Source organism: Pseudorhodobacter aquimaris, from assembly GCF_001202025.1.
GTDB lineage: Bacteria > Pseudomonadota > Alphaproteobacteria > Rhodobacterales > Rhodobacteraceae > Pseudorhodobacter > Pseudorhodobacter aquimaris.
The window spans coordinates 14,208-27,474 of the sequence record NZ_LGHS01000067.1 but is presented as its reverse complement, the minus strand read 5'-3'; the positions used below and the strand labels follow the sequence as shown (position 1 = coordinate 27,474).

Sequence of the window (13,267 nt, the reverse complement as noted above, 5' to 3'; positions counted from 1 at the left end):
TACCCCTTGCGAGTCACGGCAACCCCATCTAAATACTGCCTCACAGAAAGCGCGGTCCGTTCGTCTATCGGTTAGGACACCAGGTTTTCAACCTGGGAAGAGGGGTTCGATTCCCCTACGGACTGCCACTGTACTTCCCCCAATCTGTTGAATTTTGTTGCAATGCGATGTCTTGTTCGTCTTCCAGAACGCACGGGCACCTTGCCCTGAATTCGGCGCCTCTTCCAAGTAGTCTCAAGCGATATCGAGGGTCAAACGGCCAAGGGAAAATTACGCGAAAGCATAGTCTTAGCATATGCCTATAAGTGATGCAGGTGATCGCATCGGCGCAATCATGGGCGCGGGACGCAGGTCAGCTGTACTGCTTGCCATCAAACCTGTTTGCTTGTGCTGCGCATCTACGACCTCCAGCGCCCCATCAGGGTTGCCAGACGCGCCACATGCAGGCATGCGCGGCCATCGCGTTGTCCAAGGCGCTCCATCTTGCAATGCGCTGGCAGGTGCCAGACGGGCTCATTTGGTTCCATTCAGCCAAAGCCCTCTGTCGGGACGGCCAGATCGTACCAAGGCAGGCTTATCGGCCAAGTTTTAAAAAAGGCCGTTTTCTGACTGTATGTAAACTACCGGGGCTGCGGTTGACCGCAGCTCCGGTAGATGAATTTTAGCGAGCGAAGCGCTTGTATTTTGCGCGCTTGGGTTCTAGTGCGTCGGGACCAAGGCGCCGGATCTTGTCCTGCTCATAGGCCTCGAAGTTGCCCTCGAACCATTCGACATGCGCATCGCCCTCAAAGGCCAGAATATGCGTACACAGACGGTCAAGGAAGAAACGGTCGTGGCTGATGATGATCGCGCAGCCCGCGAAATCCTCGATGGCCTGTTCCAGCGCTTGCAGAGTTTCCACGTCCAGATCGTTTGTCGGCTCATCGAGGAGCAACACGTTGCCGCCCGAGCGCAAAAGTTTCGCCATATGAACGCGGTTGCGCTCACCGCCCGACAAAAGCCCGACCTTTTTCTGCTGGTCCGTGCCCTTGAAGTTGAACGAGCCCGCATAAACACGGCTGTTCACGTCCATATCCCCAAGATGGATCACCTCTGCCCCGCCCGAGATCTCCTCCCATGCTGTGGCCTCGGGGTCCAGCGCATCACGCGACTGGTCGACATAGGCAAGCTGCACCGTCTCCCCCAAGGTTACCGTGCCCTCATCGGGCTGTTCCTGCCCGGTCAGCATGCGGAACAAGGTGGTTTTCCCCGCGCCGTTCGGCCCGATAACACCGACAATCGCCCCCGGCGGGATTGTAAAGGTCAGATCCTCGATCAATTGCTTGTCGCCCATATGTTTCTTCAGGCCGACAACCTCGATCACCTTATTGCCCAGACGTTCGCCGTTCGGGATAACGATCTGCGCGGTGCTGGCGCGTTCCATAACGGTTTGCCCCGCCATCTCATTGTAGCGTGTAAGACGGGCCTTACCCTTGGACTGACGCGCCTTGGCACCGGAACGGATCCATTCCAGTTCTTTCTCCAGTGCTTTTTTCTTGGTCTTGTCCTCACGGGCTTCTTGCTGCATCCGTTTGGCTTTTTGTTCCAGCCAGTCGGAGTAGTTGCCTTCATATGGGATACCCCGACCACGATCGAGTTCCAGAATCCAACTGGTGATATTGTCGAGGAAGTAGCGGTCGTGGGTCACGATCAGGATCGTGCCTTTGTAGTTCATCAGGTGCTTTTGCAGCCAGGCGATGGATTCCGCGTCAAGGTGGTTGGTCGGCTCATCGAGGAGCAGCATGTCCGGCTCTTCCAAAAGCAGCTTGCACAGGGCGACCCGGCGGCGTTCCCCGCCTGACAGATCCTCGACATTGGCATCATCGGGCGGGCAGCGCAGCGCGTCCATCGCCACACCCACGGTTGCCTCCAGCTCCCACAGGTTTTGCGCGTCGATCTGGTCTTGCAGGGCGGCCATCTCATCGGCGGTCTCATCCGAGTAGTTCATCGCCAATTCGTTATAGCGTTCCAGAATGCCGGTTTTATCCGCCACGCCCAGCATCACGTTTTCCTTCACCGTCAGGTTCGGGTCCAGATAGGGTTCCTGCGCCAGATAGCCCACGCGCGCGCCCTTGGCGGCCCATGCCTCGCCTTTGAAGTCCTTGTCGATGCCGGCCATGATTTTCAACAGCGTGGATTTACCCGCACCGTTCACACCGACCACACCGATTTTCACACCTGGCAAGAAGTTGAGCTGGATGTTTTCAAAACATTTCTTGCCACCCGGATAGGTCTTTGACACGCCGTCCATGTGGTAGATGTATTGATAGCTGGCCATGATGATATTCCTAAACGTTCTGGGCAAAGGGTTGGGGCAACCCGCCGGCATATGATTTTGCGGTCTTTTAGTGTGGAATGGCGGAAAGGGCAATCAGGCTTGGGCAGGCCTCGTTGCGCATTCCGGTTGAAAATGCCGCGAAGTGCTGGCAATCGGGTCATGCAAGGTAAGGGGCACCGGATGCGGCAGGGCTTTCCCATCGCGACCAAAGGTATGGTCATCGGCATTTTGGGCGGGTCGTTCGATCCAGCCCATGCAGGCCATGCCCATCTTGCACGAGAGGCAATCAAACGTTTCGGGCTGGATCGGGTCTGGTGTCTGGTCAGCCCCGGCAATCCGCTCAAGGCGCGCCAACCTGCGCCGCTGGAGGAGCGGATGGCACGGGCGCGAAAGGTGTTGTGTGACCCGCGTGTGATTGTGACCGACGTGGAGGCGCATCTGTGCACGCGCTACACCGCCCAAACGCTTGAAGCCCTGATCGCGCATTATCCCGGCGTGCGTTTTGTCTGGCTGATGGGGTCTGACAACCTGATCCAGTTCGACCAATGGGACCGATGGCGGGACATCATGGCGATGGTTCCCATCGGTGTTCTGGCCCGCCCCGGCAGTCGCGGCCCCGCGCGCCACGCCAAGGCCGCGCAGGTGTTCTGGCATCGGCGCCTGCCCGACAGCGCCTCACAACTTTTGCCATATGCCCCCCTGCCTCGGTGGAGCTTTGTTAATATGCCAATGATAGATATGTCCTCAACCGCCATTCGGGCTGCGGGCGATTGGCGCAACAAGCCGTAGCACTGGACGTCCATTCCGGATCTGGCTAGGCTGCGGATAATCACTTGAGGGTTAGCATGTATTCAAGACGTTGGATTTTGGCGGGACTGCTGGCAAGCGCAGCTGTTCCGGGCTGTGCCGAGGCGCCCTCTCATTCCCCACGTCCAGCGATGAAACCCGGTGCAGGCGGGGCAGAGGCCATTGTCCACGCCGCAGGTCTGGGTGGCACCGTCGGCTTTGTGGTGATGGACAGCGCCAGCGGCAAGGTGCTGGAGGCGATGAACGAAAACAGCGCGCAGCCGCCCGCATCGGTCGCCAAAGCCATGACCACGCTGTATGCGCTTGACCGGCTTGGCCCCAATTACCGCTATGCGACCCGCGTCATGGCTACGGGTCCGGTGCAGAACGGTCAGTTGCAGGGCGACCTGATCCTTGTCGGCAGCGGCGACCCCAGCCTTGACACCGACCGTCTTGGCGATCTGGCCCAAACCCTTGCCGTGCGCGGCATCAAGGAGGTGACGGGCCGCTATCTCGCCTTTGCCGGTGGCATACCCCATATTGACGAGATCGACCGCGACCAGCCCGATCATGTCGGCTATAACCCGGCGATTGCGGGGCTGAACCTGAACTACAACCGGGTGAATTTCAAATGGCAACGCGGAACCAAGGGCTATGCCCTGTCAATGGATGCGCGCGGCAAACGCTATGTGCCCTCGGTTTCCATGTCAAATGTGGCAACGGTTGCGCGCAAATCCCCCTTGTTCACCTATAAACGTGGCAGTGATCGTGACCATTGGACCGTCGCGCAAAGCGCCCTGAACAAGAACGGCAGCCGTTGGTTGCCCGTGCGCCACCCCGAGGCCTATACCGCCGAGGTGTTCGCCACATTGATGCAGGCCCACGGGCTGCGCCTGCCTGCTGCGCGGTTTATCACTGCCTTGCCCGCAGGCGTGGTTCTGGCCGAGAGCCGCAGCGATCCGCTGACAGATCTGACGCGCGCCATGCTGAAATATTCCAACAACCTTACGGCCGAGGCTGTCGGGCTGACCGCATCGGGCGCATCGGACTTGCGCCAGTCCGGCGCGCAGATGCAGGCCTGGGCGGCGGCCAAACATGGTATCGGCTGCAAGTTTGTCGACCATTCCGGCTTGGGGGGCGATTCCCGGGTCTCCGCCGCCGATATGGCAAACGCATTGCACCGTTCGCGGGGCGGATTGTTACCCGGGCTCTTGCGTGAACAGGGGCTGCGCGATGCAACGGGCAAAGAGGTCAAGAACCACCCCATCCGGGTTCATGCCAAGACCGGCACCCTCAACTTCGTGTCGGGACTGGCAGGCTACATCCGCCCGCCATCGGGCCAAGGCCTGACATTCGCAATATTCAGCGCTGACACCCGCCGCCGCAACGCCCTGTCCATGACAGAGCGGGAACAACCCCCCGGCGGCAGGCAATGGACCCGGAATGCCCGCGATATGCAGGCGCATCTGATCCGGCACTGGGCGGCAAAGTTTACCTGAACCCGTGCCCTAGATGGTCATATGCCGCGCCCGTGCGCCGCGCTCGATCGCGGCCGCATGCAGCCGGTCGATCATCAGCTCGTCCCGGATTTCCTGCAAGAACTGCAATTCCTGCTCATAAAGCGCGCCATCGGCCGCACCGACATCACAGGCCAGCGCATAGGCCGTCTCATAGAGCTTTTCGGGAAGGGCCGCCCGCAAAAGACCGAAGAACGCATCCAGCCCTTCCTCCTCCTCAAACAGGTCAAAGACGATTCGCGAAACCGGCTCGATCCGGTCGGCGTCATAATCCGCAAACACAGGCAGATGGTTCACGATGCGTTGAATGGCGACCAGTTCAGACGTACGGACATTCTCATCCGAGGCAGAGACCGCAACCATAACGGCCAAAAGCGCATCCTGAGCCGTCAGTGATGTGGGAAGAGGGGTCATTTTACGCGTCCTTATAGGGTCATTTGGGCGCAGATTATTGACCCCGAGGCGGTGGAGCAATAGGAGAGGCCGTCCGGTAACGTAATGTTGCCCTGTAACCAATATGAGGATGAGGCATATGTCTGCCCTGCGCGATGCTGCGATGAAGTCGAAAGCCTGGCCTTTTGAAGAGGCGCGCGCCATTCTTAAACGCTATGAGAAAAAGCCGCCTGAAAAGGGCTATGTGCTGTTTGAGACCGGCTATGGTCCAAGCGGCCTGCCCCATATCGGCACCTTTGGCGAGGTGGCGCGCACAACGATGATCCGACGCGCCTTTGAGGCGATCTCTGATATCCCCACCCGTCTGATCTGTTTTTCCGACGATATGGACGGGATGCGCAAGGTGCCGGAAAATGTGCCCCAGCAGGAAATGCTACGCGAACATATGCAAAAGCCGCTGACCTCTGTTCCCGATCCTTACGGCGAATATGACAGCTTTGGTGCGCATAATAATGCCATGCTGCGCCGCTTTCTGGATACTTTCGGGTTCGAATATGAATTCATCAGCGCGGCTGATTTCTATAAATCCGGCCGGTTTGATGATGTTCTGCGCCTTTGTGCCGAGCGTTATGACAGCATCATGAAGATCATGCTGGCCAGCCTGCGCGAGGAACGCCAGCAGACCTATTCCGCCTTTTTGCCGATCCATCCCGAAACAGGGCGTGTGCTTTACGTGCCGATGAAACATGTGGACGGCGCCAATCACACCATCACCTTTGATGATGAAGACGGTCGTGAATGGACGATTCCGGTGACCGGCGGCAATGTAAAGCTGCAATGGAAGCCCGATTTCGGCGCACGCTGGGCCGCCTTGGGCGTTGACTTTGAGATGTACGGCAAGGACCACAGCACCAACACCCCGATCTATGACGGGATTTGCAAGGTGTTGGGCGGGGCCAAGCCAAACCATATGACCTATGAGTTGTTCCTGGATGAAGAGGGTCAGAAGATCTCTAAATCCAAGGGGAACGGGCTGACGATCGATGAGTGGCTGACCTATGCCAGCACCGAAAGCCTGTCCTATTTTATGTATCAAAAGCCCAAAACTGCCAAGCGGATGCATTTCGATGTGATCCCGCGTGCGATGGATGAATATCACCAACAGCTACGTGCCTATCCGGGACAAACGCTGGAACAGCAGGTGAATAATCCGGTCTGGCATATCCATTCCGGCAACCCGCCCGAAAGCCGGATGGTGGTGCCCTTCTCGATGCTGCTTAACCTTGCCAGCGTGTCGGCGGCCAAGGATGCGGCCGGGCTTTGGGGGTTCATCAAACGTTACGCCCCCGATGCCAGCCCCGAAACCCATCCCGATCTGGATGCGGCGGCGGGCTATGCCGTGCGCTATTTCGCGGATTTCGTGGCGCCCAAACGGGTGTTCCGCCTGCCAAGCGATACCGAGCGTGCCGCGATGCGGGATCTACGCGACCGGCTAGCCGCATGGGATGGCGGCACGGATGCCGAGGCGCTGCAATCCATGGTCTTTGCCGTGGGCAAGGAACACGGGTTCGAGCCGCTGCGCGATTGGTTCAAAGCGCTTTACGAGGTGCTCTTGGGCGCCTCTGAGGGGCCACGTTTCGGCGGGTTTATCGCCCTTTATGGCGTGACCGAATCGCTCGCATTGATTGATCGCGGGCTGGCGGGTGAATTGGTCGGCTAGCCCCGCTTTCCGTTGAATTAGGCGGCGCGCGAGGGAACTTGCGCGCCGTTTGCATTTCCGACGGGGGTGCAATTGCCTGCCAAGGTATTAAATCTGCCTCAACCCCCCCCTTGTTCGCTTGACGGCGCAGAAGATTCCCCATAACTAACGCAGATGGAATTTTGGGCACTGCCATTCGCGGTGGCCTTTGATGTTGAAGTGATGCCCGAAGGGCGTTGAATACAAGGATCACGACTATGTCGCGCGTCTGCGAACTGAGCGGTAAAGGCCCAATGTCTGGCAACACAGTCAGCCACGCCAAAAACAGAAATCGTCGGCGCTTCTTGCCGAACCTGAACGTAGTAACCTTGGTTTCCGAGGCACTGGGTCAGTCTTACTCCCTGCGGATCTCCTCTGCTGCCCTGCGCACAGTCGATCACCGCGGTGGTTTTGATGCCTTCCTGGCAAAAGCCAAGGATGACGAGCTTTCGCCAAAAGCTCTGAAAATCAAGAAAGAATTGGCCAAGGCACAAGCAAGCGCCTGATATGTTTTCAAGTCTATGCAAGGCCCCGCCAATCGCGGGGCTTTTTGCATTTAGGACTGTGGTGAAATGCCCCTTCCCCTATCTGCCCCTGCAAGCTAGGTTTGGCGCATGAAAAATATGTTCCGCCTCATGGCCCTCATGGCCCTTTGCGCCACGCTGGTTGCGGGCAGCACATCTATGGCTGTGGCCCGCGGACAGGCGGCGGCCTTGTCAGGCGGCGGAACGACGATAGTTATCTGCTCTGGCTATGGGGTGATGACGATCGCGCTGGACCAACGCGGCGACCCGCTTGGCAATATTCACCCCTGCCCCGACTGTCTGGCGGGACATATTGCTTGTCTGATCCCCGACCAAATCCATGCCTTGCACCCGGATCCCATCTCTCGCAGGGTCACAACATCGCCGTTTCAGCTGCGTTTTGCGCCTCTTTTGCGCCGCGCCCCGCAAGCAAGGGGGCCGCCGGTAAACATTTGATCTCCGCTATTCCAGATGTTCAACCAAAAGAGAGAGACTCAAATGATCTATAAATCCTTTTCTACTGCTACTTGCGCGGCATTTCTGGTCCTCGCCGCGGCCCCTATGGCGCTGGCAAATGATATCACCGTGACGGACGCCTATGCACGTATTTCCGGCCCTACGGCCAAATCCGGCGCGGCCTTTATGGTGATCGAAAACACCGGTGAAGAAGACCGCCTTATCGACGCCAAATCCGATATCGCCATGAAGACCGAACTGCATACCCATCTGCACGGTGAGGGTGGTGTGATGAAGATGGTACATGTCGAAGAGGGTTTTGCCATTCCCGCAAACGGCCAACATGCATTGGCTCGGGGGAGCGATCATGTGATGTTTATGGGCCTCAAAGAAGCCCCGGCAGAGGGCGAGGTCATCACTGTGACATTGACCTTTGAAAAAGCCGGTGATGTCGTGATCGAAGTTCCTGTCAATAACGAGCGTACCGACGGTGGAATGGGCGCAGGCAAGATGGACCATGGCAAAATGAAAAAGGGTGAAGGTCAGTAATCCTCAGCGCCCTATTGGAAAATGACAAAGCGGCCCGGATCGGGGCCGCTTTACTTTTGGCAAATCAGCTTCGAAGAAATCTATTCGGCGCTACCGCCGGAACAAGGGGTCAGCCGCCACAATAGACTGCAGCGGTTTCCCCGAAATTCTTGTAACGCGCCCAGAATTCATTGTCCCGGTCACTCTTGGACATGCGGACTTTTTGGGCCTGATCGGGATCTGTAAAGAAACGCGCGGCCTTGCGTTGGTCGCCACCCTTCAAGGTCATATCCGCGACCTGCTGGATACAGCCGCAAACAGCACGATTCGCCTGCTTACGGTCCGATTTCAGGCAGGCGCTTTCAATCGGGCCGGCCATTGCGGCCGCGGGTAGGGAAAGTGCCAGAACGGTTGCCGCGAAGAAAATCTTAGTCATTGCTCGACCTCATTTTTGCGCAGGGTTGGCCCTGCTGCATCTACTGCCTTGGCTAATTCTAGCAAGAGCGGCGCGGTTTCTCAATAAAATACGATACGGGTGGCAGTTTGACGCTGAGCCCCCACACCTAGGGGCTGCGAACGTGTCAGCTACAAAATACTGCGCTATCTGGTGCAGATATCTTGCAAACTGACCCAATCACCATCCGGCATAATCGCTGCGGGAACAACATTGCTGAAAGGATCCGCCTCTATCAAATGTAGCGTAGATTCGCCCGAAGGGTCGCGCAGCTGAGCGTAAGGCGTCGTTGCCAGTCCCGCGGCCTCAAACCGAGCCAGCAAAATCGCATCCGAGGGCGGCGAGAACGGCGTAGCGATCAGCGTTTCCGCATATCCGGCAATTGCACCGCTCGGCAGCGCACCGCTGGTCAAAAGCCGAAAGGTGGCCCCGATCCCCGCATGATGCAGCAAAGGCAGCATCGGGTCTTGCATCTCGGCGCTGATGCGGGCGGCAAGGGCAAAACCGGCGGCCGCTTCGGGCCCGTCATGTTCGGCCAATAGCGACTCGGGTAGCACAATCAGCCGCCCCGGCAGGCTTTGGGCCTGCGCAACGGCGGTACGAACCACGACAATCTCTACCCCGCTATCGGGCCCGAACAACCGCGCCGAGAGCTTTGCAAGGGCTGCCTGCCCGCTTTTGGCGCTACAAGGTTGGCCGGTCAGACGCGTCAGATCGGCCAAGGCCGCGCGGCCAATTTCCGCCCTTGTGGTACGCGGCAGGAAGGACGCCGTATGCTGCACCAAAGCATCGGGAAGCCAAAAGACGCAAACCGCCAGGACCCCGGCCGCCATCGCCCCCAAAAGCGAATTGCGCAATCGCCCCGGATGCGGGCTGGCCGCGCGGATGGCCGCATGAACGGTTTCAAGCGCTGCGATCATCTCGGCGTCATCGATCTCCAGCGTCTCTCCCCCATCCGGGCCGGGGGTATAGAGGGCAGGCATCTCAGCGGGGTTCACGCGTTTGATGGCGGGCAGCGACCAATGAGCAAGCGCCATATCCTGCTTGGGATCCGATAGGATCAGCGAGGTGTCACCAAAATTGGCAATAACCTCGCGCCTCTGGCTTCCTGCGTTTTCACGCCAAAGACCAGAGCATTCCAGCTTTTGATATTTCGTTAGGGCCGTCATTGCCTGCTGTGGCCTTGTTTGCTGCCGTATTGAGGGCAACGATAGCCGAGCCGGAACAATTGCACAATCTTACAGCCTGCACCAAGGAACGTCGCCGGAAAGTTGCGGGGCTGCCTGTTGGCGCGACCAAACTGCTGCAACGGATCGATCACGAGGCGGCACCATCGCCGACAGCCTCGCGCCAATGACGGCGGCAAAGAGAAACATAGGTTTCATTGCCGCCGATCTGCACTTGTTCCCCTTCGCGCAGGATCTCACCATTCGGGCCTTTGCGTACCACCATGGTCGCTTTCTTGCCGCAGTGACAAATCGTGCGCACTTCGCGCATCTCATCCGCCCAAGCCAAAAGCGCGGCAGAGCCCGGAAAAAGGTTGCCCTGAAAATCCACCCGCAAGCCGTAGCACATGATCGGCACGCCAAGGTCGTCCACCGCACGGGCAAGTTGCCAGACCTGCGCGGTCGTCAGAAACTGCGCCTCGTCAATGAAGATGCAGGCAATCGGCCCCTGCGCAAGACGGGTTTCGATCTTGGAGAACATATCTTCACCCGGCGCAAAGGTGTCAGCATCCTCGCCGATGCCAATCCGGCTGGCAATGCGCGCCTGCCCTGCCCGATTGTCCAGCTTGGCAGTGATCAGATAAGTCGCCATACCCCCCTCGCGGTAGTTATGCGAGGCTTGCAACAACGCGGTCGATTTGCCCGCGTTCATCGTCGAGTAGTGGAAATAAAGCTTGGCCATGACCGCTTGTTAGCCTTGGCGCAGTGCAGGGGGCAAGAGGTAAAAGTGGCCCGCCATATCGAAGAAACCACCCTTTGCAGGGGGCCGGTACAGCGGGCCGTACAAACGCCGATGCTGGGGGCACCGGCCACTCGTTAACATTCCAACATACACTGGAAATGGCAACATGGCCCGGAAATCCTGAAGGCTAACTTAACGCGCAAAATGCAAATGCAAGGACGCATGGTTTTTGACCCGTTTTTATGGATTTGGGCGGCGCAAAAGCGCCTGTTTCAGCCTATGGTTACAGCAAGAATAGTGATTGAAAACATATGCTAAGATAGGTTGTCATCATTTGAGAAAAGTCTTAGGCAAAACCCCTCTCCTTTGCCAAAGTTGAAAGGGCACCTATCGTTGCGAGCAGACCGCATCTGTTCCGACAGGCACGACTTTTGGCGATGGGCGACCGCGCTGAAAGCGCCGCAAGGACGCTTTACCCGCCGGCGATCCTTGGCCTGTCATTCCGCCAAGTCAGTGACTGGACCACAAGCACCTCTGTCCGAGCACCGCAGTCATCTGGGCGAAAAACAAAGCCGTTCTTGCTGTAGCAAGCAGTTTTAGCTACTGCTTTCGCAACGCATTTTGGAAAATACTGGATCCCATGGAAAAGAACGTAACCTATATCGCCCTGTTTGCAGCCCTCATCGCTGTGCTGGGCCTTGTTCCACAAATCACATTGGCCGTCGGCGTGCCTGTCACCGCACAAAGCATGGGTGTCATGCTTTGTGGGACGGTACTGGGGGCGAAGCGTGGCGCGTTGGCGGCCCTGTTGTTCATCGGGCTGGTCGCCTTGGGGCTGCCATTGCTTAGCGGAGGGCGCGGCGGTTTGGGCGTATTTTCGGGGCCGACAGTTGGCTTTGTGGTCGGCTTCCCCATAGCGGCCTTTGTGACCGGACTCTTGATGGAGAAATGGCGGGCGCCGGTTGGTATTGCCGCGGCAGGGGCGTCGCTTTTGGGCGGTGTGTTGGTGCTCTACGGGGTCGGAATCACCGGTATGGCAATCGTTCTGGGCAAAAGCTGGATTGCGGCGGCGGGTATTATGGCCGTCTATCTGCCCGGCGACTTGATCAAGGTTGGCCTGACCGGTTTCATCACCCAAGGCCTCGCCAGATTGCGTCCTGATGCGATTTTGTCGCGTCATTAACCCTTCCTTGCCCAAATAGCCCGCCTTGGATGCCGATTACGGGTTGCGCCCCCTTGGCATCCGGGGCGCTCACCGCTATAGGCTTTGGCCGGACACGGATGGAGCCCCGGCATGCAAGGCAGCGCGAACCTCAACCTAATGAAGAAAGCCGCGCGCAAAGTTGGGCGCGCGCTCGTCAAGGATTTCCGCGAAGTGGAAAACCTGCAAGTTTCGGCCAAAGGCCCGGGGGATTTTGTCACCCGCGCCGACCGCGAGGCGGAAAAGACCCTGCGCGAAGAGCTGCTGGGCGGACGCCCTACCTATGGTTTCTTTGGCGAGGAAACTGCCGAGACCGAAGGCGCGGACCCTACCCGCCGCTGGATTGTGGACCCGCTGAACGGCACCACCAACTTTTTGCACGGCATGCCGCATTGGTCGATCTCTATTGCGCTAGAGCATAAGGGCGACATTATTGCAGGCGTGATCTTTGACCCGGCCAAGGATGAAATGTTCTGGGCGGAAAAAGGCGGCGGTGCATGGATGAACGAAAGCCGCTTGCGGGTTTCGGGCCGTCGCAGCCTGTCCGAGAGCATCTTTGCCACCGAGATCCCTGCCATTGGCCAAGCCACCCTTCCGGCCAGCTTGCAGGATTTCGCACGCCTTGCGCCGGTCTCTGCCGGCGTGCGCAGCTGGGGTTCGGCCGCGCTGAACATGGCCTATGTTGCGGCAGGCCGTTTTGACGGCTATTGGGCGCGCGGCATGAGGCCTTGGGATATCGCCGCCGGTCTGGTGCTGGTGCGCGAAGCAGGTGGTTTACTCTCGGCCGTACGCGAGGGCCATGATCCCTTGATCAACGGCACCATCCTGTGCAGCAACGAGCCGCTGTTTGAAGGCTTCCGCAAGGTGATCCGCGGCGAATAAGCCGCGCCCCCTCGGGTCAGACACCACTTTCCTTTACCGCTTCCATCGCAACATGGGTCGAGGTAGAGGAAACATGCGGCAGCGCCGAGATCCGCTCTCCCAACACACGGCGATATTCCTGAATGTCGCCGGTGCGCACCTTGAGCAAATAATCGAAACGACTGGCCATCATGTGGCATTGCTCCACCTCCGGTATCGCGAACACTGCCTTGTTAAAGGCCTGAAGCGCCGCCTCGCGGGTATCGGTCAGGCGCACCTCGACAAAAGCGACATGTGACAGGCCCATCTTGATCGGGTCCAGCTGCGCGCGGTAAGCGGTGATGACGCCTGCCTCCTCCAGCCGCTTCATCCGCGTTTGGGTCGGGGATTTTGACAGGCCGATACGCCGCGCCAGTTCGGTCGCGCTGATGCGCCCCTCAGAAGACAGCACCCGCAGAATCACCTTGTCAAAACGATCCAACTCAATGTCCTCTGACGGCATGGTTTATCCCCTTGTATTCAGCCAAATCGCCCGCGGATTGACGCAAATAGGGACGAACGGCTTTCATTTCCGCAGTACACTA

At 58.4% G+C, this 13,267-nt stretch carries 14 protein-coding genes and 1 tRNA gene; 9 read left to right on the top strand and 6 right to left on the bottom strand.

What is annotated here, in order from left to right; all coding sequences use genetic code 11:
* Positions 1-53: 53 nt before the first annotated feature.
* Positions 54-128: transfer RNA gene (locus AKU94_RS12675), tRNA-Glu, on the top strand.
* Positions 129-661: 533 nt separating this feature from the next.
* On the opposite strand, the gene ettA is transcribed toward AKU94_RS12675, so the two are convergent.
* Positions 662-2,317 carry an energy-dependent translational throttle protein EttA gene (ettA, locus tag AKU94_RS12670; RefSeq protein WP_050527764.1) on the bottom strand — a complete coding sequence of 552 codons (1,656 nt, stop codon included), beginning with the start codon at positions 2,315-2,317 and terminating at the stop codon, positions 662-664.
* Between the two features lie 180 nt (positions 2,318-2,497).
* Between ettA and AKU94_RS12665 the strand changes: the two genes are divergently transcribed.
* Both AKU94_RS12665 and dacB read left to right on the top strand, forming a co-directional pair.
* The gene (locus AKU94_RS12665) at positions 2,498-3,106 is read left to right on the top strand and encodes a nicotinate-nucleotide adenylyltransferase (protein WP_050527635.1); all 609 of its coding nucleotides are present in this window, start codon (positions 2,498-2,500) and stop codon (positions 3,104-3,106) included.
* A 56-nt stretch (positions 3,107-3,162) separates the two neighbouring features.
* Entirely contained in the window at positions 3,163-4,602 is a 1,440-nt protein-coding gene (dacB, locus tag AKU94_RS12660; protein WP_050527634.1) for a D-alanyl-D-alanine carboxypeptidase/D-alanyl-D-alanine endopeptidase, read from the top strand.
* A gap of 9 nt (positions 4,603-4,611) precedes the next feature.
* Here the strand turns inward: dacB and AKU94_RS12655 are convergent, their stop codons facing one another.
* Positions 4,612-5,034, bottom strand: a complete 423-nt coding sequence (locus AKU94_RS12655) for a tellurite resistance TerB family protein (protein WP_050527633.1) — start codon at positions 5,032-5,034, stop codon at positions 4,612-4,614.
* Between the two features lie 118 nt (positions 5,035-5,152).
* Here AKU94_RS12655 and AKU94_RS12650 point away from each other — a divergent pair, with 118 nt between their 5' ends.
* From AKU94_RS12650 to AKU94_RS12635, 4 genes are all read left to right on the top strand, one after another.
* Entirely contained in the window at positions 5,153-6,733 is a 1,581-nt protein-coding gene (locus tag AKU94_RS12650; RefSeq protein WP_050527632.1) for a lysine--tRNA ligase, read from the top strand.
* Positions 6,734-6,969: 236 nt separating this feature from the next.
* Positions 6,970-7,257, top strand: a complete 288-nt coding sequence (gene rpmB, locus AKU94_RS12645; protein WP_050527631.1) for a 50S ribosomal protein L28 — start codon at positions 6,970-6,972, stop codon at positions 7,255-7,257.
* A gap of 108 nt (positions 7,258-7,365) precedes the next feature.
* Positions 7,366-7,731 carry a hypothetical protein gene (locus tag AKU94_RS12640; RefSeq protein WP_050527630.1) on the top strand — a complete coding sequence of 122 codons (366 nt, stop codon included), beginning with the start codon at positions 7,366-7,368 and terminating at the stop codon, positions 7,729-7,731.
* A 42-nt stretch (positions 7,732-7,773) separates the two neighbouring features.
* Entirely contained in the window at positions 7,774-8,280 is a 507-nt protein-coding gene (locus AKU94_RS12635; RefSeq protein ID WP_050527629.1) for a copper chaperone PCu(A)C, read from the top strand.
* 109 nt (positions 8,281-8,389) lie between these two features.
* Here AKU94_RS12635 and AKU94_RS12630 read toward each other — a convergent pair whose 3' ends face one another.
* From AKU94_RS12630 to AKU94_RS12620, 3 genes are all read right to left on the bottom strand, one after another.
* Positions 8,390-8,695 (bottom strand): hypothetical protein, encoded by a 306-nt coding sequence (locus AKU94_RS12630; protein WP_050527628.1) that lies wholly within the window; start codon positions 8,693-8,695, stop codon positions 8,390-8,392.
* A 164-nt stretch (positions 8,696-8,859) separates the two neighbouring features.
* Entirely contained in the window at positions 8,860-9,882 is a 1,023-nt protein-coding gene (locus AKU94_RS12625) for a hypothetical protein (protein WP_050527627.1), read from the bottom strand.
* A gap of 148 nt (positions 9,883-10,030) precedes the next feature.
* Positions 10,031-10,621 carry a thymidine kinase gene (locus tag AKU94_RS12620; protein ID WP_050527626.1) on the bottom strand — a complete coding sequence of 197 codons (591 nt, stop codon included), beginning with the start codon at positions 10,619-10,621 and terminating at the stop codon, positions 10,031-10,033.
* 640 nt (positions 10,622-11,261) lie between these two features.
* On the opposite strand from AKU94_RS12620, the gene AKU94_RS12615 reads away from it, so the two are divergent.
* Together AKU94_RS12615 and AKU94_RS12610 are read left to right on the top strand one after the other, a co-directional pair.
* A complete protein-coding gene (locus AKU94_RS12615) occupies positions 11,262-11,804 on the top strand; it encodes a biotin transporter BioY (protein WP_050527625.1) in 543 nt (180 codons plus the stop codon).
* Positions 11,805-11,915: 111 nt separating this feature from the next.
* On the top strand, positions 11,916-12,704 hold the full coding sequence (locus AKU94_RS12610; RefSeq protein ID WP_050527624.1) for an inositol monophosphatase family protein: 789 nt from the start codon (positions 11,916-11,918) through the stop codon (positions 12,702-12,704).
* Between the two features lie 16 nt (positions 12,705-12,720).
* Here AKU94_RS12610 and AKU94_RS12605 read toward each other — a convergent pair whose 3' ends face one another.
* On the bottom strand, positions 12,721-13,185 hold the full coding sequence (locus AKU94_RS12605; protein WP_050527623.1) for an Lrp/AsnC family transcriptional regulator: 465 nt from the start codon (positions 13,183-13,185) through the stop codon (positions 12,721-12,723).
* Between the last annotated feature and the right edge of the window lie 82 nt (positions 13,186-13,267).